General features: G+C 64.3%; 26 protein-coding genes and 1 tRNA gene. 9 read left to right on the plus strand and 18 right to left on the minus strand.

All coding sequences use genetic code 11. The features are described 5' to 3' along the window. Positions 1-182: 182 nt before the first annotated feature. From IVA80_RS16655 to IVA80_RS16675, 5 genes are all read right to left on the minus strand, one after another. On the minus strand, positions 183-1148 hold the full coding sequence (locus IVA80_RS16655) for an NAD regulator (RefSeq protein ID WP_247432112.1): 966 nt from the start codon (positions 1146-1148) through the stop codon (positions 183-185). Between the two features lie 214 nt (positions 1149-1362). Then, on the minus strand, positions 1363-1869 hold the full coding sequence (locus IVA80_RS16660; protein ID WP_247432115.1) for a protein tyrosine phosphatase: 507 nt from the start codon (positions 1867-1869) through the stop codon (positions 1363-1365). 117 nt (positions 1870-1986) lie between these two features. After that, the gene (locus IVA80_RS16665; protein ID WP_247432118.1) at positions 1987-2610 is read right to left on the minus strand and encodes an HD family hydrolase; all 624 of its coding nucleotides are present in this window, start codon (positions 2608-2610) and stop codon (positions 1987-1989) included. Beyond that, positions 2607-3233 carry a DNA-3-methyladenine glycosylase I gene (locus IVA80_RS16670; protein WP_247432121.1) on the minus strand — a complete coding sequence of 209 codons (627 nt, stop codon included), beginning with the start codon at positions 3231-3233 and terminating at the stop codon, positions 2607-2609. The genes IVA80_RS16665 and IVA80_RS16670 overlap by 4 nt, the downstream gene beginning before the upstream one ends. Beyond that, positions 3230-4111: a folate-binding protein gene (locus IVA80_RS16675; RefSeq protein ID WP_247432124.1), complete on the minus strand. Its 882-nt coding sequence runs from the start codon at positions 4109-4111 to the stop codon at positions 3230-3232. Before IVA80_RS16675 ends, IVA80_RS16670 begins: the two co-directional genes overlap by 4 nt. Before the next feature lie 102 nt (positions 4112-4213). Here IVA80_RS16675 and IVA80_RS16680 point away from each other — a divergent pair, with 102 nt between their 5' ends. From IVA80_RS16680 to IVA80_RS16700, 5 genes are all read left to right on the plus strand, one after another. Further along, a complete protein-coding gene (locus IVA80_RS16680; RefSeq protein ID WP_247432128.1) occupies positions 4214-5548 on the plus strand; it encodes a dihydroorotase in 1335 nt (444 codons plus the stop codon). Between the two features lie 164 nt (positions 5549-5712). Continuing rightward, positions 5713-6582, plus strand: coding sequence for a sulfurtransferase (locus IVA80_RS16685; RefSeq protein ID WP_247432131.1), 870 nt, complete (start codon positions 5713-5715; stop codon positions 6580-6582). Positions 6583-6680: 98 nt separating this feature from the next. Continuing rightward, positions 6681-7370 carry an RNA polymerase sigma factor gene (locus IVA80_RS16690; protein ID WP_247432134.1) on the plus strand — a complete coding sequence of 230 codons (690 nt, stop codon included), beginning with the start codon at positions 6681-6683 and terminating at the stop codon, positions 7368-7370. Positions 7371-7458: 88 nt separating this feature from the next. Next, positions 7459-7992 (plus strand): DUF4142 domain-containing protein, encoded by a 534-nt coding sequence (locus IVA80_RS16695; protein ID WP_247432137.1) that lies wholly within the window; start codon positions 7459-7461, stop codon positions 7990-7992. Between the two features lie 10 nt (positions 7993-8002). After that, positions 8003-8323: a cupredoxin family copper-binding protein gene (locus tag IVA80_RS16700; protein WP_247432140.1), complete on the plus strand. Its 321-nt coding sequence runs from the start codon at positions 8003-8005 to the stop codon at positions 8321-8323. A gap of 63 nt (positions 8324-8386) precedes the next feature. Here the strand turns inward: IVA80_RS16700 and IVA80_RS16705 are convergent, their stop codons facing one another. The 4 genes from IVA80_RS16705 to IVA80_RS16720 all read right to left on the minus strand — a co-directional run bounded on the left by IVA80_RS16705 (position 8387) and on the right by IVA80_RS16720 (position 10220). Then, positions 8387-8653, minus strand: a complete 267-nt coding sequence (locus IVA80_RS16705; protein ID WP_247432146.1) for a hypothetical protein — start codon at positions 8651-8653, stop codon at positions 8387-8389. A 184-nt stretch (positions 8654-8837) separates the two neighbouring features. Further along, complete coding sequence (locus IVA80_RS16710; RefSeq protein ID WP_247432151.1) at positions 8838-9215, minus strand: TIGR02301 family protein; 378 nt, start codon at positions 9213-9215, stop codon at positions 8838-8840. 48 nt (positions 9216-9263) lie between these two features. Further along, complete coding sequence (locus IVA80_RS16715; RefSeq protein WP_247432154.1) at positions 9264-9698, minus strand: NUDIX hydrolase; 435 nt, start codon at positions 9696-9698, stop codon at positions 9264-9266. Between the two features lie 21 nt (positions 9699-9719). Further along, positions 9720-10220: a hypothetical protein gene (locus IVA80_RS16720; RefSeq protein ID WP_247432157.1), complete on the minus strand. Its 501-nt coding sequence runs from the start codon at positions 10218-10220 to the stop codon at positions 9720-9722. 63 nt (positions 10221-10283) lie between these two features. On the opposite strand from IVA80_RS16720, the gene IVA80_RS16725 reads away from it, so the two are divergent. Next, complete coding sequence (locus tag IVA80_RS16725; protein WP_247432160.1) at positions 10284-11039, plus strand: SOS response-associated peptidase; 756 nt, start codon at positions 10284-10286, stop codon at positions 11037-11039. Positions 11040-11128: 89 nt separating this feature from the next. Here the strand turns inward: IVA80_RS16725 and IVA80_RS16730 are convergent, their stop codons facing one another. From IVA80_RS16730 to IVA80_RS16755, 6 genes are all read right to left on the minus strand, one after another. Beyond that, a complete protein-coding gene (locus IVA80_RS16730; protein WP_247432163.1) occupies positions 11129-12322 on the minus strand; it encodes a CoA transferase in 1194 nt (397 codons plus the stop codon). 36 nt (positions 12323-12358) lie between these two features. Next, the gene (locus IVA80_RS16735; RefSeq protein ID WP_247432167.1) at positions 12359-13288 is read right to left on the minus strand and encodes a glycine reductase; all 930 of its coding nucleotides are present in this window, start codon (positions 13286-13288) and stop codon (positions 12359-12361) included. Between the two features lie 283 nt (positions 13289-13571). After that, positions 13572-14153 (minus strand): GDP-mannose pyrophosphatase, encoded by a 582-nt coding sequence (locus IVA80_RS16740; protein ID WP_247432169.1) that lies wholly within the window; start codon positions 14151-14153, stop codon positions 13572-13574. 9 nt (positions 14154-14162) lie between these two features. Then, complete coding sequence (locus tag IVA80_RS16745) at positions 14163-14606, minus strand: GNAT family acetyltransferase (protein WP_247432173.1); 444 nt, start codon at positions 14604-14606, stop codon at positions 14163-14165. Next, the gene (locus tag IVA80_RS16750; RefSeq protein ID WP_247432177.1) at positions 14603-16030 is read right to left on the minus strand and encodes an FAD-binding oxidoreductase; all 1428 of its coding nucleotides are present in this window, start codon (positions 16028-16030) and stop codon (positions 14603-14605) included. Before IVA80_RS16750 ends, IVA80_RS16745 begins: the two co-directional genes overlap by 4 nt. A gap of 80 nt (positions 16031-16110) precedes the next feature. After that, on the minus strand, positions 16111-17100 hold the full coding sequence (locus IVA80_RS16755; protein WP_247432180.1) for an L-threonylcarbamoyladenylate synthase: 990 nt from the start codon (positions 17098-17100) through the stop codon (positions 16111-16113). 68 nt (positions 17101-17168) lie between these two features. Here IVA80_RS16755 and IVA80_RS16760 point away from each other — a divergent pair. Then, a tRNA-Pro gene (locus IVA80_RS16760) sits at positions 17169-17245 on the plus strand. Positions 17246-17650: 405 nt separating this feature from the next. Next, entirely contained in the window at positions 17651-18832 is a 1182-nt protein-coding gene (locus IVA80_RS16765; protein WP_247432183.1) for a hypothetical protein, read from the plus strand. Positions 18833-18887: 55 nt separating this feature from the next. On the opposite strand, the gene IVA80_RS16770 is transcribed toward IVA80_RS16765, so the two are convergent. From IVA80_RS16770 to IVA80_RS16780, 3 genes are all read right to left on the minus strand, one after another. Next, positions 18888-19316 carry a helix-turn-helix transcriptional regulator gene (locus IVA80_RS16770; protein ID WP_247432187.1) on the minus strand — a complete coding sequence of 143 codons (429 nt, stop codon included), beginning with the start codon at positions 19314-19316 and terminating at the stop codon, positions 18888-18890. 388 nt (positions 19317-19704) lie between these two features. Next, positions 19705-20031, minus strand: coding sequence for a hypothetical protein (locus tag IVA80_RS16775; RefSeq protein WP_247432190.1), 327 nt, complete (start codon positions 20029-20031; stop codon positions 19705-19707). Between the two features lie 203 nt (positions 20032-20234). Then, positions 20235-20459: a hypothetical protein gene (locus IVA80_RS16780; protein WP_247432193.1), complete on the minus strand. Its 225-nt coding sequence runs from the start codon at positions 20457-20459 to the stop codon at positions 20235-20237. A 213-nt stretch (positions 20460-20672) separates the two neighbouring features. Here IVA80_RS16780 and IVA80_RS16785 point away from each other — a divergent pair, with 213 nt between their 5' ends. Beyond that, complete coding sequence (locus IVA80_RS16785) at positions 20673-21632, plus strand: N-carbamoyl-D-amino-acid hydrolase (RefSeq protein ID WP_247432196.1); 960 nt, start codon at positions 20673-20675, stop codon at positions 21630-21632. Positions 21633-21962: the final 330 nt, after the last annotated feature.

Consider the following 21962-nt stretch of genomic DNA (forward strand, 5'->3'; position numbering starts at 1 on the left):
AGGAACCTTCAACGACGTCAGCGAACTCAAGACCGCGATTGACGAGTGGATCGAGCATCGAAACCAAAACCCAAAGCCCTTCAAGTGGACCGCCAGCGCCAAGTCCATCCTCGCAAAGCACCGCCGAGCCAAAAAAGCGCTCGCAATCACAAAAGCGGGATGCGAATGAATGAGTCAGAACACTAGCGCCGGGAGCGTACGCGCAAGCCCGGCGCGGGTCGCTCCTGGAGCACGTCGCGGCGGAAGCGGTAGAGCGCCGCCGGCCGTCCGCCCGTTTGTGTCGACATCATGCCGGTCGGTTCGACCAGGGCTTCCGTTTCGACCAGGCGGCGGAAATTCTGCTTGTGCAGGTGCCGGCCGGAGATCGCCTCCACCGTGTACTGCAGTTCGGTAAGTGTGAACTCGGCCGGCAAAAGTTCAAAGACGACAGGGCGATACTTCAGTTTTGCACGCAGCCGCGCGATCGCCGTCGCAAGAATCCGGCGGTGGTCGAACCGCATCGAGGTGCCGAGCGCGGGAAGCGCCTTGCGCGCCAATGCCGCAGGGCGACCGTCGCGCCGCGCCTCCTCGATCAGCCCGGCCTCGTAGAGCAGCTCGTAACGATCGAGCACGCGCTCCTCGTCCCACGGCGCGCCGTCGAGGCCGAAATAGAACCGTACGCGATCCCGGCGCGGCAGTGCGCGTGTGGTCTCCGGCGTCTCCTCCTCGACCCATAACGCCAGTGCCGGAATGATGTCGCGGGCGATGATCGCGGGCGGCTCCTCGCGCCAGTCTTCCCAGGGCAGGAAGCGATACCACGGTTCGAAGCTCGCGCCGGTCGCTGCGAGCTCGCCGCCCACCGCGCGCGTCAGTGCGAGATAGCCGATCGACACCATATGGGCGCCGGTGTCACCGGCCTCCGCATGACGGCCGCGATCACCGAACGTGTAGAGCTGCTCGACATAGCCGAGCCGCAAGCCCGCCTGTGCCTCGACCCAGGCGCGCAGGCCGATCTCGAAGGTGCGATGGCTGAGCGCATCGAACGGGCCGAACGGCAGGCCGGCGAGCCCATCGCTGCCGCGCGCGGTGAGGATCAGCGGCTCGTGATCCTCGATCGCGACGATCGCCGCGGTCAGGCCGATCTCGATCGGCGTCAGTCTGTCGCTCATGTGGCTGAGGTAGCAGGTGTTGCCACAAACTCGTCATGGCCGGGCTTGTCCCGGGCATCCACGTTCTTCGTGCCGCGGGAAATCTCGTGGATGGCCGGGACAAGCCCGGCCATGACGTTGTGGAAGCATCTGCGCACAGGCTCACCAAAATTACATGCGATTATTCGCCCCGCAAGCGGGAGAGGGACCGCACCTGTGCTGTGGCGCCGTGATGTCATTCGAGCTCGATCACGAAGGGGCGGCCTTCCACCATCATCGCGCCGGGGCCAATCTCGTCGAGCGCGCGCAGCATGCGGCCGTTGCGCCCCAGCGCGCGATCGGCGAGGCCGACGATGCGCCGGTTCGGCGAAGCGATCGGGGAGGCCGCGCGGATCTTTGTCGCGATCTCGATCTCGTCACGATCTGGATTGAGTGCGCAGACGGCCGCGAATGCGCTCGCGGTGGAGCGACTGATTCCGGCGTAGCAATGCACCACCAGCGGCGCGCTGCGGTCCCAGCCGCGGACGAAATTCAGCACCTGGTCGATGTGCGCCTCGGAGGGCGCGACGAAGCCGTCGATCTCCTCGGTGATGTCGTCCATCGACACTTTGAGATGGTTGGCCGGCAGCACGGACACCGGCCGCGCCACCTGTTCGACATTGGCCATCACCGTCAGCACATGGCTGGCCCTGGTGAGGCGGACGGTTTCGGGAAGGGCGGCGAGGGAACAGACGTGGATCATGGCGGACCTTTTTGCCGTTGATTATAGCGAGCATCGTAGGGTGGGCAAAGGCGCTAAGCGCCGTGCCCACCATCTCGCACCTCGCTCGAACTCGTGGGCACGCTACGCTTGCCCACCCTACGAGATCTGCGCGAACACCGCGTTGAAGCGCTCCAGAAACTGCTTCTCGGCCCGGGCTGCGGTCCAGGGCTGGAGATAGTCGCGCCGGACGCTGTCGGGGAGGCCCGGATCGCGGCCGAACAGGCGCCTCGCCTCGCTTTCGCTGAAGCCGGCGAGCTCGGTCGCCTCCAGATAGGCCGCGCCGCGATCGGCGGCCTTGATGGCCAGCGTGATCTCCTCGGAGAGCACCGGCGGCAGGCCGAAGCGGACGTGGATGGCGCCGAGCAGGCGCTTCTCCACCGCCTTGTAGTGGCCGTCCAGCACGGCCTTGAACGGCGAGATCATGTCGCCGATCACATATTCGGGCGCATCGTGCAGCAAAGCTGCGAGCCGCATGCGCTGGTCGACGCGTGGCATCTCGTGCCGCATCACGATCTCCACCAGCAGCGTATGCTGCGCGACCGAGAAGATGTGCGCGCCGGTGGTCTGGCCGTTCCAGCGCGCCACGCGCGCCAGCCCATGCGCGATATCGGCGATCTCGACATCGAGCGGAGAGGGATCGAGCAGGTCGAGCCGCCGGCCCGACAGCATGCGCTGCCAGGCGCGGGATGCCACATCGCGTGTCGTCTTCTTCGTGGTCATTTGTCCTTGAGGCGCGGCTTGCGCTGCGTCTTGCCGCAGCTCGCCTGACAATGGCAGTCGACGAGATGGTCGTTGACCATGCCGGTCGCCTCCATGAAGGCATAGACGATGGTGGGACCGACGAATTTGAAACCGCGCGACGACAGCTCCTTGGAGACCTGCACCGACAAAGGTGTCGACGCCGGCACGCTCGCGGTGGTCTTGAACTTGTTGACCTTGGGCGTTCCGTCCATGAAGTCCCACAGCAGCTTCGAGAAGCCCGGCCCCTTCTCCATGATCTCCAGATACGATTTCGCGCTGAGGATCGCGCCGTCGATCTTGGCGCGGTTGCGCACGATGCCGGCATCGTTCATCAACGCGTGCACCTTCTTCGCGTCGTAACGTGCGATCTTCTCCGGCTCGAAATCATCGAATGCTTTGCGGAAATTGTCGCGTTTGCGCAGGATCGTGATCCAGGAGAGGCCGGCCTGGAAGCCGTCGAGGATCAGCTTTTCATAGAGCGCGCGGTCGTCATATTCCGGTACGCCCCATTCGGTGTCGTGATAGGCGACATAGAGCGGATCTTCGCCGGGCCAGGGGCAGCGCGTCTTTCCGTCAGGATGCAGGCGAGGGGCTCGGCTCATGTGGTCGGTTGCTTCAAGGGAATACGGACGACGTCAGGTTCGGCGAGCGTCAGGGCGAGGCCTCCGGCGGTGAGCGGCTGGCCGGCATCGAGCGCATCGGCGACGCGGTCGATGCGCACCAGGGCGATGCCCTTGCCCTGCGCCGACGAACCCATCGTGCCGACCGGCTTGTCGCCGGCCAGAACACTGACGCCGGCCTCCGGCGAGAGATCATCGAACAGCACCTTTACGCTGCGGGTGCGCGCGGTGCCGCGATGCTGCATGCGCGAGACGACCTCCTGGCCGACATAACAGCCCTTGTCGAAATCGACGCCGGCAAGACGATCCATGTTGGTCTCGTGCGGGAACGCGTCGCTGTACATGAAATCGAGCCCGCCGCGCGGTACGCCGAGCGCGATGCGGTGCGCCTCATAGCCGGCCGCGTCGACCAGCTCGGCGCCGATGAGATCGGATAGCTTCTGCTTGAGATCTTCGGGGATCAGGATGCGATGGCCGAGTTCTTCATTGCGCGGATCGGCGAACGCGAGGTCCGGTTGAGCCGCGGGCTGGCCGTCCCAGGCGGCGAGCACACCAAGATCGTCGGAGAGGTTTTCCACTGTGACCCTGGCGCGCAGCTTGTAGAATTTCAGCTTGGTGGCGAGGCCCTCGGCCAGCGCCTTCGGGCAGTCGATCAGGAACCCGCCGCCATGGCCGGCGGGCGCTTCCGTGATCAGGAAATCCACGATGATCTTGCCCTGCGGCGTCAGCAGCGCGCCGAATCGCCCCAAGCCCGGCTCGAGCCTGTCAAGATCGGTCGTGATCAGGCCGTTGAGGAAGTTGCGCGCGTCCTCGCCCGCGACCTTGATCACTCCCCGGTCGGGAAGAAACGCTGATTTCATGCGAAAATCTCTTGCGACATGTTGCTCCGGAACGTAAGCCCGCAGGGATTAAACGACAAGACCTTGAGCCCCTGCGCTTGGGGATGAGAGAGGCCTCCAGCCATGACCCAGCGTTTCGATGTGATCCTCAAGGGGGGTACCGTCGTCAACCAGGACGGCGAGGGACTGCGTGACATCGGCATCGCAAGTGGCCGCATCGCCGAGATCGGCGCGCTATTGCAAGGCTCCGCCGCCGAAATGATCGACTGCACGGGCCTGCACATCCTGCCCGGCGTGATGGATACGCAGGTGCATTTCCGCGAGCCCGGGCTGGAGCAGAAGGAAGACCTCGAGACCGGTTCGCGCAGCGCCGTGATGGGCGGCGTCACTGCCGTGTTCGAGATGCCGAACACGTCGCCATTGACGGTGACGGAGGCCACCTTCACCGACAAGGTGAAGCGCGCCCATCACCGCATGCATTGCGATTTCGCCTTCTTCATCGGCGGCACCCGCGAGAACGTGCAGGACCTGCCGGTGCTCGAGCGCGCGCCTGGCTGCGCCGGCGTCAAAGTGTTCATCGGCTCTTCGACCGGCGCGTTGCTGGTGGAGGATGACGAGAGTCTTCGCCGCATCTTCCAGGTGATCCGCCGCCGCGCTGCGTTCCACGCCGAGGACGAGTATCGCCTCAACGACCGCAAGTCGCTGCGCATCGAGGGCGATCCGCGCTCGCATCCGGTCTGGCGTGACGAGACCGCGGCGCTGATGGCGACGCAGCGTCTCGTCAAGCTCGCGCACGAGACTGGCAAGCGCATCCACGTGCTGCACATCTCGACCAAGGAAGAGATCGAGTTCCTGCGTGACCACAAGGACGTCGCGTCCTGCGAGGCGACGCCGCATCATCTCACGCTGGTCGCGCCCGAATGCTACGAGCGGCTCGGCACGCTGGCGCAGATGAACCCGCCGGTGCGCGGGGCCGATCACCGCGCCGGGATCTGGCGCGGCATCGAGCAGGGCATCATCGACGTGCTGGGCTCCGACCATGCCCCGCATACGCTGGAAGAAAAGTCGAAGACCTATCCGGCTTCCCCCTCGGGCATGACCGGCGTGCAGACGCTGGTGCCGATCATGCTCGACCACGTCAATGCCGGTCGCCTGTCACTGGCAAGGTTCGTCGACCTCACCAGCGCCGGCCCCGCACGTCTCTACAACATGGCCTGCAAGGGTCGCATCGCCGCCGGCTACGACGCCGATTTCACCATCGTCGACCTCAAGCGCAGCGAGACCATCACCAACAAATGGGTCGCCTCCAAAGCCGGCTGGACGCCCTATGACGGCGTCCGCGTACAGGGATGGCCCGTCGGCACCTTCATCCGCGGCCGCCGCGTGATGTGGCAGGGTGAACTCCTGACGCCGTCGCAGGGCGAACCGGTGCGGTTCCTGGAGACGTTGAAGGCGTAGGGCAATATTGCGCCGTCAACTCCGCTGTCATGCCCCGCGAAGGCGGGGCACCCAGTACGCCGCGGCCTCTCGATTCAAATTGACGCCTCTGGAATACTGGATTGTCCGCCTTCGCGGGCAATGACAGTGTCGGGCAACGGACAACCTGAACGTGGGAAGCAACAATGACCACGCCAACACCCCTCATCTCCACCGAGCAACTCGCCGGGATGCTCGGCGATCCCAACCTTCGCCTCTACGACTGCACGACCTACAACGAGCCGGTGCCATCAGGCAGTGCCGTGCCTTATCGGGCAGTGCCCGGCGACAAGACGTTCGAAGCCGGCCACATCCCGGGCGCGGATTTCCTCGATCTGCAAGGCGAGTTCTCTGACACCTCTGCGCAACAGTTCTTCATGATGCCTGGCGTCGCCCCGTTAGAGGCCGCCTTCGGCCGCCACGGCCTCGACGCGACGAAAACCATCGTGCTCTACAGCATCGGCACCATGATGTGGTCGACGCGGTTCTGGTGGATGCTGCGCTCGCTCGGCGTCGATGCGCGGGTGCTCGACGGCGGTTTTGACAAATGGAAGGAAGAGGGGCGGCCGGTCGAGACGGGCGCGCCGAGGGGCTATCCCGCCACGGCCTTCAAGGCCGCACCGCGCGCAGGCTTCTTCGTCGACCAGAATGCCGTGGAGGCGCGCATCGGCGATCCCTCGACCGTGATCGTCAACGCGCTCGGGCCGCAGTTTCATCGCGGCCTCGAGCCGAGCCGCTACGGCCGGCCCGGCCGCATTCCCGGCAGCGTCAACATTCCCGCGTCAGCGCTCGTCAACGCCGACAAGACGTTGACGACACTTGCCGATGCGGAAGCGAAATTTGCGGCCCAAGGCGTCACCCGCCACAAGAATGTAATCTGCTATTGCGGCGGCGGGATCTCGGCGACGATCGACCTGCTGCTGCTGACTCAGCTTGGTTACGACAGGCTGACGCTGTACGACGCGTCGATGGGCGAGTGGGCGAGGGATCCGGCGCTGCCGATCGAGACGGACTAGGGGGCTTTTTCTTATCTCCCCAGGGGAGGGTTAGAAAGTCGGGAACCTTTTCTGCCGGCCCGCATCCAAGTCGGAGTGAATGGAAACAGGTGACCACCATGCAACGGACCGCAGCCGGCCTGTCCGCCGGCGCCAGAGCATCGGAAGCCGAGCTGGTTGACCGCGCGCGGGGCCGTGACGAGGCCGCGCTGCGCGAGATCATGCAGACCAATAACCGCAGGCTCTACCGTCTTGCGCGCAGTATCCTGCGCAGCGACAGCGAAGCTGAGGATGTGGTGCAGGAGACCTACGTTCGGGCCTTCACCCATCTCGACGGTTTTCGCGGCGAGGCCGGGCTGTCGACCTGGCTGTCGCGCATTGCCATCAACGAGGCGCTTGGCCGGGCGCGAAGCCGCAAGCTGCATGTTGAACTCGGCGCGCTGCCGGAAGAGGCGCTCCACGCGCAGATCATCCAGTTTCCCGTTTCTCCCGCAGGCGATCCGGAAAGGACCATGGCCCAACGTGAAATCCAGCGCGTCGTCGAGCGCGCAATCGATCAATTGCCGGATCTCTTCCGCATGGTCTTCGTCGCGCGGGTCATGGAAGGAATGAACATCGAGGAGACCGCCGATCTGCTCGGCGTCAAGCCCGAGACCGTGAAGACGCGGCTGCACCGGGCCCGCACCATGCTGCGCGAGAACGTCGAGAAGGAGATCGGCCCGGTGGTGATGGATGCGTTCCCGTTCGCGGGGTGGCGCTGCGAGCGCCTGACCGAAGCCGTGCTGAAGCGGCTCGGCATCGGCGGCTGAAGTTTTTCGGGAACGTTTGCGCGAAAATCCCATCCAACGCCTGTGAAGCAACGCCGGCAAACCGTCCGGCAGCACAGGAGTGTCAAACATGTTCACCCGATGGAGCGCGGCGATCGCCGCAGCAATTCTGTTGTCGAGCCCCGCGCTGCTTCGAGGCGCCAGTGCAGCCGACAAGCCCACTGATCCGCAGATCGCCCACATCGCCTACACCGCGGGCGTGATCGACATCACCGCGGCCAAGCAGGCGCAGAAGAAGGCCAAGAGCAAGGACGTGAAGGCGTTTGCCGAGGACATGCTGCGCGACCACGAGGCGGTCAACAAGCAGGCGCTCGCGCTGGTCAAGAAGCTGAACGTCACCCCTGAAGACAACGACACCAGCCGTGCGCTGTCGAAGCAGGCGAGCGACAAGCTGGCTGAGCTCGACAAGCTGAGTGGTGCGGCCTTCGACAAGGCCTATGTCGCGAACGAGGTCGCCTACCACAAGGCGGTCAACGGCGCATTGGAAACCCAGCTCATCCCGTCCGCCGGCAATGCCGAGCTGAAGAGCCTGTTGCAGACGGGCCTGAAGATTTTTCAGGGCCATCAGCAGCACGCCGAGCATGTCGCGGCCGAGCTGAAATAAGGAGTGTGGGATGAAGCCGGGACGCCTCGCTTCGATCGCGCTTGCGGTCGTCTTCCTGTCGATCGTCGTCCCGGCGCGCGCCGCGACCATTCAGATCACGATGGAAAACCTCGTGATCTCGCCGGCCGAAACGTCCGCGAAGGTCGGTGATACCATCGAATGGATCAACAAAGACGTGTTCGCGCACACCGCCACGGCGAAGAACGGCGATTTCGACGTGACGCTGCCGCCGAAGAAATCGGCGACGTTCGTTCTGAAGAAGGCGGGAACGGTCGATTACTACTGCCGCTATCATCCCAACATGAAAGCGACGCTCAAGATCGAGCCGTAAGGGAGGAGGGAGCGCATTCCCGACCGGCCCCGCCGGCGTGGCGGGGTCATTCTCGAAAAGCGCTTACTGCCGGGAGATGTCGACGGAGAATTCGCCGTTGCGGATGCGGCCGGGAAAGCCCTCGACGAATTTCGCCACCGCGTCCTCGCCATAGGTGCCGACGAGCTCGGCGAATGCCGCAAACAGGCTCGCCTGCGCCAGGCAGTCGCCGTCGACGCCATCATGGCGCGCTTCGGCCCAGGCCTCGTTGAGATAGCTCAGTGCAGCCTGTTTCTGCTCGTGATCGGGCAGCGGCGCGCGGGCGGGGGCGTAGGACACTGGATGGCTCATGAAACTCGATCAGGGCTGGGGCGCGATCCACGGCGATGCGCTGTGCGAGAGATGTAGCACGCGTGTTAACGCCCGCTAGGCCACATCTTTAAGAACGGTTAATGGCGGTGGACAAAGACGATGACAGAGTTCCGCAATTGCGCATCGTAGCTCTCGCTTCGCGCGCGGCAATGACGCAGAGGGCTCAGTTCGCGTAGCGCGCCGTGAGGTCGCGCGAAATCTTCGAGCCTTCCTCGATATAGCGACGGATCGCCACGGTGGCGGCCGGCGTGCAGTTCCGGTAGGTCTGTTGAAAACCGTTATAGCCGCGGTTGAAGCCGGCGATCATGCGGGTGCGGCGCTCGCCCGAGGGGGTTTCGGCGTCGATCAGCGCCTGCATTTCGGTGCGCCATTTGTTGCCTTCGTTGGTCCCACAGATGCCGCGCAAATAATGCAGGCCGCCGAGGATCTCCGCCAGCCGCTGCAAATCGCCGTCAAACGGCGCCGCCACGTCCTGGGCCCGGGCGGGCACCACGGCGCAGGCGAGAATCAGAGCAAGAATGGCCAAAAATCGCGTGGACATCGGCGGGGTGTATGCCCCCTCGGGGCGGTAGACGCAAGGCGGGAGCCGTCAGAGCCCGATCAGCCGGCCGGCCGACTCGATGACCTCCTCCAGCCCCCCGGTCAGCTTGAGGTCGCCGAGGCCGGCCAGGGCATCGGGCGCGATCCACCGGTAATCGTCGAGCTCGTCGTTGAGAGCCGGCTCCTTGGCCACCCAGCGGGCGGCAAAGGACATGATCAGGTAATGGCCGGCGCCGGCCGCGGCCGGCAGCACCTCGCGCCAGCTGGCCAGACCAATGATCTCGATAGCGAGCCCGGTCTCCTCCTCGACCTCGCGCGCCAACGCCTGGTGCAGCGATTCGCCAAACTCGACGCGGCCGCCCGGAAGCGAATAGAACCCCTTGGCGGGCGAGCGGGCGCGGCGGACCAGCAGCACCTTGCCGTCGCGAAAGATTGCCGCGCTGACCGCCAGCTGGGGATGGGTGGGCTGGATGACCGCGGGCATATCGCTTCACCTAACTTGGGCTCAGTTCGCCATGATGCTGTCGATGTCGGCTTCCGCGCCGCCATTGATGATGCCGCCGCAGGCGGCGATCAGCGGCTTGACCCAAGCCGTCGCCTGCTCGGCGAGGCGCACGCGCGTCGTGTCCTTCTCGACCTCGCGCATGGCCGAGCCGACCGCGGTCAGGATCGAGGTCATGGTGTCCGCGATGTGGTCGAATTGGGCGCGCACGTTCGGATCGGCCTTCTCATAGGCTTCGATTGCCAGATCCCGTGCCTTGAAGTTCGAGGCGGTGAAATGCTCCGCATAGGACAGCGGCGACCAGGTCAGAAAGTCTTCGGCGCATTCCGGCATGTCCGGGACCATTTCCAGCAGCATCACGGCTTCATTGAAATGGTTGAGATAGTCGGTGGCAAGCCCGGTCCGCGGGTTGATATTGGCCACGCGCAGTCGCTCGGCCCAGGTCTGCGCCTCCGGGTCCGTGTGTACATGCGTCCGCGCGGGCTGCGAGACCGTTGAGCTCATCCGCCGCAGTGTTAACGTTCGGGGTTAAAAGGACCTGAACGGACACTATATGGACCCTCAAGGATGTGTGGACGCTTCGTCATAACTTCGGCTCCCGCGGCTTTGCGGCAACTGTTCGGCTATGTCGAGCAGCCGAACTTCCCGCCGCGGTACAACGTGGCGCCGACGCAACCGATTCCGGTCGTATTGGTGGAAAACGGTGCGCGCCATTTCCGCCTGATGCGCTGGGGCCTGCTGCCCACCTGGGTCAAGGACCCCCACGGGTTTACGTTGCTGATCAACGCCCGATCCGAGACGGTGCTGGAGAAACCCGCCTTCAAGAATGCGATTCGCCGGCGCCGCGGCCTGATCCCGGCCGATGGCTACTACGAATGGAAGGCGGAGGGCGGCCGCAAGCAGCCATTTTTCATCCACCGCGCCGACGGCGCGCCGCTCGGCTTCGCTGCGATATTCGAGACCTGGGCCGGGCCGAACGGCGAGGAGCTCGACACCGTCGCGATCGTCACGGCGGCGGCGGGCGAGGATCTCGCCGCGCTGCATGACCGCGTGCCCGTCACCATCAGCCCGCGCGACTTCGAGCGCTGGCTCGACAGTCGCGGCGATGATGTCGATGCCGTGTTGCCGCTGATGTCCGCCCCGCGCATCCGCGAATTCGCCTGGCACCCGGTCTCCACCCGCGTCAACCGCGTCGCCAATGACGACGACCAGTTGCTGCTGCCGATCAGCGCGGAGGAGATGGAGGCGGAGGCGCCGAAAAAGAAGGTGGTGCGGAAAGCGGCGCTTGGATCGGCCGATGACGGGCAGGGCTCGTTGTTTTAGCCGGCGCTGGAAGCGACCAAAATTCCGCTGTCGTCCCGGATCTGCGCTGACGCTTGTCCGGGACGACAGCGACGTTTGTAGCAGCAGCGCTATACAATCTCCCTTGCCCGCAACCCCGTGATCTCCGCCGCATCAAACCCCAATTCGCCGAGCACCGCATCCGTATCCGCCCCCAGCTCCGGTGCCATCCGATCCAGCCTGCCGCCGCCATGGGCGAGCTTGAACCCGCTGCCGGCAAAGCGCAGGCGGCCGTAGGGCGTATCGAGCTCCTGAATCGCACCGCGCGCGGCGATCTGCGGGTGATCGATGACCTCCTCGACCTTCCAGATGCTGGCGCAGGGCGCGCCGGCGTCTTCCAGGATCGTCTCCCATTCGCGCGCCGGCTTGGCCGCGAGCGCCTCTTCGATGATGGCGCGCAGCGCGGGCTCGTTCTCGTTGCGTGCGAACCAGTCGGCGAAGCGCGGGTCTGACAGCGTGTCCTCGCGGCCGAGCGCAGACACCAGCGCGCGGTACTGTTTCTCGTTGTTGACGGCGAGCAGGATGTGGCCGTCGCCGCATTTGAACAAATTCGCCGTGGTCCTGCGGCTCACCGCCTGATTGCCCGACAATTGCTGGCGATGGCCGGCGACCGACCAGTCCGCGACCTGGCCCGAGAGAAACGCCATCGTCGCCTCCAGCATGGAGACGTCAATGAGCTGGCCCTTGCCGGTGCGGTCGCGCTGGTAGAGCGCGCTCGACACGCCGAAGGCGGCGGTTGCACCGGAAAGCACGTCGCACACTGCAAAGCCCGCGCGTGTCGGTCCCGTCTGGGGGTGGCCGGTGATCGCCATGATGCCCGAGAGCGCCTGCATCTTGCCGTCATAGCCGGGGCGCAGGCGGTCCGGGCCGGTCTGGCCGAAGCCGGACACCGCGCAATAGATCAGCTTCGGATTGATCGCGGAGAGCGCGTCATAGCCGATGCCGAGCTTGTCCATCACGCCGGGGCGAAAATTCTCCATGACGACGTCCACCGAAGCGGCAAGCTTCTTCACGATGGCGATGGCTTCTGGCTTTTGCAGATCGAGCGTCAGGCTGCGCTTGTTGCCGTTGACGGCCTGGAAGGCCGGCGCCAATCCCCGCTCGGCCCATTCGCGCGAAAGCGGCGTGCGGCGCATGTCCTCGCCCTCGCGCCGCTCGACCTTGATGACGTTCGCCCCGAGCAGCGCGAGCTGATAGCTCGCATAGGGGCCGGCCAGCACTTGCGTGAAGTCCAAAATCTTCACGCCCTCGAACGGTCGTGTCACGTCGCACTCCCTTTTGATTATCGTTATTGGAGGACGTCAGGCGGCGCGGTTGCCGCGCGCGATCTCCTTCTGCTTGTCGAATTCGGCGCGGCGGCGCGCCAGCTCTTCCGGCGAGAGCTGCGCGACGTTGTTGTAGTCGAGCTTCCAGGACGCGTCCTTGCTCCAGCGCAGCGGCGATTGCATGGTGGTCTGCGGGCCGCTCGCGGTCTCCAGCAGTTTCAGCGCCAGCTCCAGCGTCTGTGCCTGCGAGGCGACGTCGTGCGGCTTGCCGGCGGAATTGCCGAGCGGCAAGTCGGAAAATAAAAAGCGCGGCACGGCGGCGTGCTCGATGATGTCCTTGGCGCAGCCCATGATCACGGTCGGGATGCCGCCTGCCTCCAGGTGCCGCGCCACCAGCGCCGTGGTCTGGTGACACACCGGGCAGTTCGGCACCAGCAGGGCGAGGTCGACCTCGTCGGCAAGACAGCGCGCCAGGATTTCCGGCGCGTCGGTGTCGAGAGTGACGCGATGGCTGCGGTTCGTCGGCGCGCCGAAGAAGCGCGGCGCGACCTCGCCGATGCGGCCCGCGGCAGACGCCTTCAGGAGCTGCGGCAGCGGAAACCAGGTGCCGTTGTCGGTGGCCGAGGTGTGCTTGCGGTCGTAGCCGATATGCGAGATGCGCAGATCGTGCGCTTTCGACGTGTCGCCATCATAGACCTGGTAGAATTTCGCGCCGCCATTATACGCCGCGCCCGGCCCCTGGTCGCCCTTGGTGGGATCGAAAGGAGCGGCGGTCGTGATGATCGTGACGCGCGATTGCGAGAGCTGCTTCTTCAACGGCTGGAACGGCGCCTCGGTGTAATGCGCCCAGCGATACGCCGTGGTGTAGCCGATCGCGGCGTAATAGTCGCGCGTGCGCTGCATGTAGGGGACGGGGGCATCGTAATCGGGTGCAAAGCCGAATTCGTCGTCGCGCGAAGCGGACATGGGCGCGTCTCCTGGTTCTTGGTTGGGACCAGACTAGAGATAGTCGGCGGGCAGCTCAACGGGGGCGGGGGCGATGCAGGCCAGAATTGCAGTGCGCAATGGCTCGCCGCGAAGCAGGTGCGCTCCCTCGCCCCGCTTGCGGGGAGAGGGTTGGGATGAGGGGGAATCTCCGCGGGGACGGTGAGAGTTGGACTCGCGGATAGTCCCCCTCACCCGGAATTCGCGCTACGCGCAAATTCCGACCTCTCCCCGCAAGCGGGGCGAGGTGAAGAACGCCGAGCCGCTACCTGAACACATGCAGCGCCACATATTGCAGCAGCATGATCGTCTTGGCATCGATGATGCGGCCGTCGGTGATCATCGCCAGCGCCTCGTCGATCCCGAGCTCCAGCACCTCGATGTCCTCGCCCTCGTGTTCGAGGCCGCCGCCGTCGCTGACCCGCATCTCCGGCTCGTACTCGGCGACGAAGAAATGCAGCTTCTCGGTGATGGCGCCGGGGCTCATGAACGCCTCGAACACCTTGTGGACGTGGTGCAGGCGATAGCCGGTTTCCTCCTCGGCCTCGGCGCGGATGCGCACCTCGGGGGCGGCATCGTCCAGCACCCCGGCGGCCGCCTCGATCAGGAGATCGTCGTAGCCGCGGATAAACGCCGGCAGGCGGAACTGGCGCACCAGGATCACCGTGCGCCGTGCGTGATTGTAGGGCAGCACGGCTGCGGCGTTGTCGCGCTCATAGGTTTCCCGGTGCTGCGTCTGCCATTCGCCATTGGCGCGCCGGTATTCGAGCGTGGTGTTCTTCAGGATTGTCCAGTTGTCCGAGAGCACCCGGACGTCCTTGATGCGGACGCGGTCGGAAAGGGTCATGGCGGGGTCTCAGTTGTCGGCAGTCGTGTCGCGGCCGTCGAGCCACTTCTGGAACATCACCGAGGTCGATTCCTCAAAACCCAGCGACTGGTAGAACGCATGGGCCTGCGCATTCTCGCGCCGGACCAGGAGCTGGAGCTTCAGAATTCCGGCCCTGCGCAGCCAGTCCTCGGCGGCCGCCATGATCACCCGGCCATGGCCGCGCTTGCGGCCATCGGGATCGACCGCGACGTAATAGACCCAGCCGCGATGGCCGTCATGACCGACCATGGCGGTGGCGACGATGGCGCCGTCCTCGCGGCCGACCAGCACGGTGGAATTGTCGCGCCGCCGCGCCAGCGCGATGTCGGCATGCGGATCGTTCCAGGGCCGCGTCAGGCCGCAGCGCTGCCACAGCCTGACCACCGGCTCGACATCGGCGTCGGTGATCGCGGAGGTCGCAAGAATACTCACAGCACCTTCCCCGGATTCATGATGCCCAGCGGATCGAGCATCGCCTTGACCTGTCGCATCAGCGCGATCGCGGTCTTGTCCTTCACCTCGGGCAGTTCGTCGCGCTTGAGCACGCCGATGCCGTGCTCGGCCGAGATCGAGCCGCCCATGCGCAGCACGATCTCGAACACCACCGCGTTCATCTCGTGCCAGCGCGCGAGGTAATCCGCGCTGTTGGCGCCAACCGGTTGGCTGACATTGTAGTGCAGATTGCCGTCGCCGAGATGGCCGAACGGCACCGGCCGCGCGCCGGGGATCAGCTTTACCACGGCGGCATTGGCTTCCGCGATGAAGGCCGGCACGGCGGCCACGGGTACGGAGATGTCGTGCTTGATCGAGCCGCCCTCCGGCTTCTGCGCCGACGACATCTCGTCGCGCAGCTTCCAGAACCCGGCGCGCTGGGTGAGGTTGGCCGCGATCACGGCGTCGTCGACGATCTCCTCCTCCATGGCGCGGCCGAGGATCGTTTCCAGCGGCGTGCGGGCGTCGGCCCCCGGCGAAGACAATTCCATCAGCACATACCAGGAATGCTTGTCTGCAAGCGGATCGCGCACGTCGATGCCGTGGCGGACCGAGAAGTCCACCGCCATGTCCGACAGCAGCTCGAAGCTCGTCAGCGAATTGGCGGCCTCGCTCTGCGCGATGGTCAGCAGCTTCAGCGCGGCGGCCGGCGACTTCAGCCCGACGAACGCGGTCTCGATCGCCCGCGGCTTCGGGAAGAGTTTCAGCGTCGCCGCCGTGATGATGCCGAGCGTGCCTTCCGCGCCGATGAAAAGGTTGTGCAGATTGTAGCCGGTGTTGTCCTTCTTCAGCTTCGACAGCACATTGAGCACACGTCCGTCGGCCAGCACCACCTCGAGCCCCAGCGCCATCTCGCGCGCGACGCCATAGGCGAGCGCGGCGGTGCCGCCGGCATTGGTCGACAGGTTGCCGCCGATGGTGCAGCTTCCTTCGGCGCCGAGCGAGAGCGGAAACAGCCGGTCGACTTCGGCGGCCTTCTGCTGCGCGATTTGCAGCACCACGCCGGCCTCGCAGGTCATGGTGTTGGAGGCGGTGTCGACCTCGCGGATCTTGTCCAGCCGGCGCAGCGAGACCACGACCTCGCCATTGTGCGGCGTCTGGCCGCCGACGAGCCCGGTGTTGCCGCCCTGCGGCACCAGCGCGATTTTGTGCGCGGAGGCGAGCTTGCAGATTTCGGAGACTTCCGCCGTCGAGCCCGGGCGCAGCACCAGCGGCGAGCGGCCGTGAAACAGATTGCGCTCCTCGGTGACGTAGGCCTCGATGTCGGCCGCATCGGTGATGGCATGCTTCCCGCCGACGATCTTGCGAAATTGTTCGATCAGCTCGGGCGCAAGCGGCGGGGTGGCAGATTTATCGACGTTCATGGTCCTGTCTCTTCTCAAGCTTCTTACTCTTTGCGCATGATCTCGTCGGAAAACCGCGACACATTTTTCCGGATCATGCGCTATCGGGCAACCGCCGCGCGGCGCAGCCGGTCGTTGATCGCTTCACCCAGGCCGTCTTCGGGGATCGCCATCACCGCGATCGCGCGCGGGCTCTTCGCATCGAGGGCGCGAAGATAGCCGAACAGGTTGGCGGCGGCTTCATCGAGATCAGCTGCGGGCGACAAATTCATGACAGCGGCGGCGGCCTCCAGGCCCGGCAGGCGCGCGGGGCCGAACGCGAGCAGCGCTTCGCCCGGGGCCACGTCGCGCGCATTGAGCCGTACATTGGCGCGCGGCGCGTAATGCGAGGCCAGCATGCCCGGCGCCAGCGGCTGGCTGTCGTCGCCCGCGGCGTCCACAGGCGGCCGCGCCAGGGGCGCGCCGAGCACCGCCTCGATCCGCTCGCGCGACAGTCCGCCCGGGCGCAGCAGCATCGGGGCGCCGAAGCAGCCGACAATGGTCGATTCCACGCCGACCGCGACCGGCCCGCCGTCGACGATCAGGTCGATCCGCCCCGCAAGGTCGCTTGCGACATGGGCCGCCAGCGTCGGCGAGACATGGCCGGAGATGTTTGCGGACGGCGCCACCACGGCCCCGCCGAAGGCGCGCAGGATCGCTTCCGCCACCGGATGGGCCGGGATGCGGATCGCCACCGTATCGAGGCCTGCGGTCGCAAGCTCCGCCACCGGGCAGTTGTCCGTCTTCGGCACCACCAGCGTCAGCGGCCCCGGCCAGAACGCCTCGGCAAGCCGCAAGGCGCGCGCGTCGAACCGGCCGATGGCCTGCGCGGCGGCGAGGTCGGCGACATGCGCGATCAGCGGATTGAAGGCCGGCCGGCCCTTGGCGGCGTAGAGATGGGCGATTGCGGTCGCATTGGCGGCGTCCGCGCCGAGCCCGTAGACTGTCTCGGTCGGAAACGCGACCAGCCCGCCGGCCGTGAGCGTCCGGGCCGCCGCGGCGGCGGCAGCCTGGCCGGCTGGCAAGATCAACGTTTCAAGACCCGTTTTCACAGGGATAAAATTCCTCAGCTCGGCCGCTTGCGGTGCGCCAAACCCGACGCTATAAGCCGGCCTCTTGTCGGAGTGTGGCTCAGCCCGGTAGAGCACTGCGTTCGGGACGCAGGGGTCGCAGGTTCGAATCCTGCCACTCCGACCAAGAATTTCAATGACTTAAGCCTCTAGCATTTTTTAGGGCCCAAGGAAGGGCCCAAGAAATAAATACCTTGGGTCACAACGATCCGCGCGGGGCGTACCTCTCGATAGCATCCATGTGTGTTCCTCTTTGGAGCGCCGCGACGGAAGTCGCGCCGCATCAAAGAACCGTTCCGACTGCCAAATCCCCGCGGACACCGCTATCCCCCGGGCCTCCGGCGAGAGGCCCCGTGTTGCATCCCAAAGCCCGATGGCATGACCGCATTCCGAGGGCCGGCGCGAGCTGCCTGAGTGGCTACTTTTCGAGCGGCGACCCAAGCGTAAGGTTTCGATGATGGAACCGCGTTGAACTCTTCTTGGCATCTCCAAAAGCGAATTGCGAATCGAGAGTTTCGCAAAGTAGTAGCCAGTGGAAATACAAAATGCGGGGGCAATTGTGATCGTTCGAGTTGTGGGTGGCTTGCTGTTGTTTGTGAGTCTTTTTTCGATCGTCGCGCCGCCCCGCTTCCTGGGCTCAAACGGTCGCAAAAAGGCCATTGCAGCAGCGCTCATTGGGTGCGCTCTTCTTATCGCCACGGATCAAGGGTCCAAGCTGCCGGCAAAGGAGGCGATGGCGGTGGAGCGTGCTGTAGCGACCCCGTCTCAACCTCCGCCATTGAGCCGAGCGCCTGTCCAGTCGTCACCCGAAGAACCCAAGATGCCTACCGAGGATATTGCTCGTGCCCTCGCGAGCGGCCTTGGAGTGGCCGAGACGTCGTTAGATCGAAGCTGCTCAGATCTCACTGACGCAACCATTTGTAATTTCTATCCTGAGCTTGTCGACCTAAAGTTTAGGCTGGAAGGCGCCAACATGACCATGGGCGTCATCTCTCGGTCGCTCACAGCAGATGAAAATGGACCGCTGCCTCAAGGAAATTTCGAGCGAACGAGTAGAATCAAAGCATTCGTCAAGGGCGCTATTTTTTTGGTAAGAGCGGCGAAGCCGAACCTCACTGACGCCGAATGTGCCGACTTCCTCAAGACGGCGATTGAGCGAACCACAAAGCATTCTTCCATCAAAGAAGCTGCATGGCTCGATAACTCTCCACGTAGCTATCTGCGTTTTAAGCTCACAAGAGAGAACGAAGTGCTCAAATTCGAGGTTCAGATGAAACTCAATCCGGGTGCTTTCTGGCAGCGACCAATATCATTGGACAGCGCAATGCTCGTCGCGGCGATCGATGCTTCCTTTCCGGATCAGATTCAGGCGTTCGATGGTGGGAAGGCCCTATTTCGTGAGATCAAGACCGAAGGCAACGTGATATGCGCCGACGATTCACCGGCCTTGATGGTCGCCGATGTCAACGGCCAGTACATTGCGTTGAATGGGACGACCAGAAGCTGGAGCGAAAAAGGCCTTCGGGTTCTTCGGGGTGGCAAGTGGCACACTGTGATTGATCCCGGTCCCACAAATTTCGGCGAAGTTAACCGCATGATCGATGTCGCCCTCAGGCTGTGTCCCGCGCCAGACGGGATTGAAGAGGGCTACCGCCGAGTCTTACGAGCAGAGCAGACCCGAAAAGTACTCGGTTCGAAGTTTGGTCTCGACTAACCATTGTCGCTTAGAAAGCTAGGTCCGCCTGTCACAGAGTTGGCCTGGCCACAGGTCAGCTTGCGGTCTTTGGTGTTAAGGCAGATCGGATTGTCGCCAGAACCTCCATTGCCACCGAGGTATCCACCTCGACATCAATGATCAAGCGTGTCTTGCCGTCCAGGGAAGTGATGGCTTGTGCCGTCTGAATGGCCGGTGCTTTCGGCGCGATTGGCAGCAGGCTTTCCGGTTCAACACCCAAAGCCTTCGCGATGTAAGTTAGGTGCGCCCTGCTGGGTTCGTTTTCGCCTCGGCAGTACGCGCTGATGAGGTGGCGCCCAATCACATGGCGCTTATCGTTCTTTCGGTGCGACTCGGGCACCAGCTTGCTGGCTTCCCGCGCCAACTCCGCAGCAGACCAGTGGCGCTCCTCGAGCAGTCGCTTCAGGCGATGCGCGAACGCGATGAGATGATCTTTGCCGGCACCAGCCGTCATCCCGAACATTTAGTCGATAGAAGCTCCTACTACAACACCTACCAGACCTACCGAAGGGCCTAAGAACGGCCCAAGAATGACCGTGAACAAAAAAAACAGAAGATCGACGAAAATCGTGAATAAAAGTTGCCGATATTTCAATGGTTTACGGCGCGCTCACTGCCTTCGGGACGCAGGGGTCGCAGGTTCGAATCCTGCCACTCCGACCATTCTTCCAAAAGTCGACGTTTTTCCAGAGGCTTGGCGGACCGGTCGCCAGCGCCTCGGGAGCGCCTTTCTGCAACGATTTTCAGGCTGGGTCCACGGCCGATTTCGGTCGGCAGGGCCGCTTGTTTCGGCGACATGGCTATGCTTTCGCCGGCACCTATAGTCCGACGCTGCGCGGCAGGTCAGTAGCCTACCTCCGCGCCACCAGCACGCCCACCAAGAACGCCACCATCAGCGACGGCAGCGGCGCCTCCCGCACCATGCCGCGGACGATGTCCGGCCAGTGCTGCTCCGGGACGAGTTTTGGCGACCTGATTTCAGCCATCGGCGCCATGCCCCACTCCGTGGCAAGTTCGGCGATCTCGCTCGCGGCCAGCCGCACGTCGTCGCGGACGCGGAAGATGGCGGCGTCCGCTCGCTCGCGTGGCGCAAGCGCCATCAGCGTCGCGATCGCCGTGCGCAACGTCATCTCGCCATAGCCTTGCAGCCTCACCGACTCCTCCGGGGCCGATGTCATGCGAAATCCCTCACAGCGCGAAGTGGCGTGCGATGGTGAATGCTGCCGTCGCGCACAGGACCAGCGTGGACACCGCGCCGGCCACGCCGCGCGCGAGATGGGCTCGCCTCAGCTGTCTGGTCATGATTTTTACTCCATGCTGTCATGGAAATGGCCGCCGCGGAACTTGGTTCCTTGCGCAGCCTCGAATCGTCAGGTCCTGACTACTTCCGCAGCAGCTCGCTCAGCGCCGCTGTCGCCTCGGCGCAGCGGATGTCGTCGATTTCGCGCGACAGGTCGAACGCCCGCGACCTCAGTTCTTCAATCTTCCAGGTTTCCGGGTGCTGGTTTTCGAGCTGACCAAGACGCTTGTTCAGATCGTCCAGTCTGGTTTGGAGCTGCCCGATGCTGGCGGCCCCGTTCACTTTCCAAACGCGTTGTGCGCGCATCGTCGTTCCCCTGCTAGTCTCACGGCGTTGTGAGAGCGGTTCGTGGCCGGAATGGGAGTTTGTTTTGTCCAGCTTTAGATCGTGAGGAACCGTTGCAGATTGGCAACGAAAGTTCCTTGATTTCGGCGCGCACACGCTCGCCGCTTGCGAACAAGGTCGGAGAGGCACGGAATTTGATTGTGCGCCATCGACAAGCAAACAAAGGACAGACGCGTGGCTAGATTTGTGAATGTCGCGGCCGGCCAGCTTGGCCCGGTTGCGAGAAGCGAGACGAGAACCGAGGTTGTGGCGCGCCTGATCGCCTTGATGCGCCAGGCGCGCGCAAACGGCTGCGACCTGATCGTCTATCCCGAACTCGCGCTGACCACGTTCTTTCCGCGCTGGTATTTCGAGGGCCAGGCCGAGATCGACAGCTTCTTCGAGCGCGAGATGCCGGGCGAGGAGACGCAGGCGCTGTTCGATCTCGCGCGCGAGATCGGCATCGGCTTCTATCTCGGCTATGCCGAGCTGACGGTGGAGGCCGGAATTATCAGGCGCTACAACACCTCCATCCTGGTCGACAGAAGCGGCGCCATCGTCGCCAGATATCGCAAGGTCCATTTGCCCGGCCATGCCGAACACGAGCCGTGGCGCGAATTTCAGCATCTGGAGAAACGTTACTTCGAGCCGGGCAGCGGTTTTGGCGTGACCGAGGCCTTCGGCGGCGTGATGGGAATGGCGATCTGCAACGATCGCCGCTGGAGCGAAACCTACCGGGTGATGGGCTTGCAAGGCGTCGAGATGGTGATGATCGGCTACAACACGCCGGTGCACAATCCGCCCGCACCCGAGCACGACGACCTCTCGCTGTTCCACAATCATCTGGTGATGCAGGCCGGCGCCTACCAGAACGGTACTTTCGTGGTCGGCGTCGCCAAGGCCGGCACCGAGGAAGGCGTCGACCACATCGGAGGAAGCTGCATCATCGCGCCCTCCGGCGAGATCATCGCCGGATGCACGACCAAGGGCGACGAGCTCGCGCTGGCCCGCTGCGATCTCGACCTCTGCAATTCCTACAAGCGCACCACCTTCAATTTCGACGTTCACCGCCAGCCGCGGGCTTATGGGATGATCGTTGACCGGAAGGGCGTGACCCTCATGGCGGACGGAAGGCCGGTGCGGCCGACGGGGTAAGCTCTCCCTTGTAGCCAGGATGGAGCGAAGCGCAATCCGGGGCCGCTCGCCCGGCATTCGGCGCCTTCCCGGATTGCGCTGCGCTCCATCCTGGCTACGGAGCTACGCGTCCGAGCCTGTGTCGCCCTTCTGTCAATCCGCGCGCGCAAAAATATTCCACTTTACCGAAATTCGGAAATCGCGTATGTGTCGCCCATCCCGGCTTGACCTTGAGGGGCGATCATGTGTCGTCATTTTTCGCGAGCCGGGCTTGCGGTGGACGCGGCAGCGTCGGCACGAGAGGGTGCGGGCAGGGCGGGTAGCCCCTGTGAGCTCGAAACCGCGTGCGGA

It is taken from the genome of Bradyrhizobium sp. 139 (genome assembly GCF_023074175.1).
Classification (GTDB): domain Bacteria; phylum Pseudomonadota; class Alphaproteobacteria; order Rhizobiales; family Xanthobacteraceae; genus Bradyrhizobium.

Bases quoted from the DNA above. Each gene is read 5' to 3' on its own strand.
- IVA80_RS16655 (WP_247432112.1), bottom strand. From the start codon at position 1,148: ATGAGCGACAGACTGACGCCGATCGAGATCGGCCTGACCGCGGCGATC.
- IVA80_RS16660 (WP_247432115.1), bottom strand. From the start codon at position 1,869: ATGATCCACGTCTGTTCCCTCGCCGCCCTTCCCGAAACCGTCCGCCTC.
- IVA80_RS16665 (WP_247432118.1), bottom strand. From the start codon at position 2,610: ATGACCACGAAGAAGACGACACGCGATGTGGCATCCCGCGCCTGGCAG.
- IVA80_RS16670 (WP_247432121.1), bottom strand. From the start codon at position 3,233: ATGAGCCGAGCCCCTCGCCTGCATCCTGACGGAAAGACGCGCTGCCCC.
- IVA80_RS16675 (WP_247432124.1), bottom strand. From the start codon at position 4,111: ATGAAATCAGCGTTTCTTCCCGACCGGGGAGTGATCAAGGTCGCGGGC.
- IVA80_RS16680 (WP_247432128.1), top strand. From the start codon at position 4,214: ATGACCCAGCGTTTCGATGTGATCCTCAAGGGGGGTACCGTCGTCAAC.
- IVA80_RS16685 (WP_247432131.1), top strand. From the start codon at position 5,713: ATGACCACGCCAACACCCCTCATCTCCACCGAGCAACTCGCCGGGATG.
- IVA80_RS16690 (WP_247432134.1), top strand. From the start codon at position 6,681: ATGCAACGGACCGCAGCCGGCCTGTCCGCCGGCGCCAGAGCATCGGAA.
- IVA80_RS16695 (WP_247432137.1), top strand. From the start codon at position 7,459: ATGTTCACCCGATGGAGCGCGGCGATCGCCGCAGCAATTCTGTTGTCG.
- IVA80_RS16700 (WP_247432140.1), top strand. From the start codon at position 8,003: ATGAAGCCGGGACGCCTCGCTTCGATCGCGCTTGCGGTCGTCTTCCTG.
- IVA80_RS16705 (WP_247432146.1), bottom strand. From the start codon at position 8,653: ATGAGCCATCCAGTGTCCTACGCCCCCGCCCGCGCGCCGCTGCCCGAT.
- IVA80_RS16710 (WP_247432151.1), bottom strand. From the start codon at position 9,215: ATGTCCACGCGATTTTTGGCCATTCTTGCTCTGATTCTCGCCTGCGCC.
- IVA80_RS16715 (WP_247432154.1), bottom strand. From the start codon at position 9,698: ATGCCCGCGGTCATCCAGCCCACCCATCCCCAGCTGGCGGTCAGCGCG.
- IVA80_RS16720 (WP_247432157.1), bottom strand. From the start codon at position 10,220: ATGAGCTCAACGGTCTCGCAGCCCGCGCGGACGCATGTACACACGGAC.
- IVA80_RS16725 (WP_247432160.1), top strand. From the start codon at position 10,284: ATGTGTGGACGCTTCGTCATAACTTCGGCTCCCGCGGCTTTGCGGCAA.
- IVA80_RS16735 (WP_247432167.1), bottom strand. From the start codon at position 13,288: ATGTCCGCTTCGCGCGACGACGAATTCGGCTTTGCACCCGATTACGAT.
- IVA80_RS16740 (WP_247432169.1), bottom strand. From the start codon at position 14,153: ATGACCCTTTCCGACCGCGTCCGCATCAAGGACGTCCGGGTGCTCTCG.
- IVA80_RS16750 (WP_247432177.1), bottom strand. From the start codon at position 16,030: ATGAACGTCGATAAATCTGCCACCCCGCCGCTTGCGCCCGAGCTGATC.
- IVA80_RS16770 (WP_247432187.1), bottom strand. From the start codon at position 19,316: ATGTTCGGGATGACGGCTGGTGCCGGCAAAGATCATCTCATCGCGTTC.
- IVA80_RS16775 (WP_247432190.1), bottom strand. From the start codon at position 20,031: ATGACATCGGCCCCGGAGGAGTCGGTGAGGCTGCAAGGCTATGGCGAG.
- IVA80_RS16780 (WP_247432193.1), bottom strand. From the start codon at position 20,459: ATGCGCGCACAACGCGTTTGGAAAGTGAACGGGGCCGCCAGCATCGGG.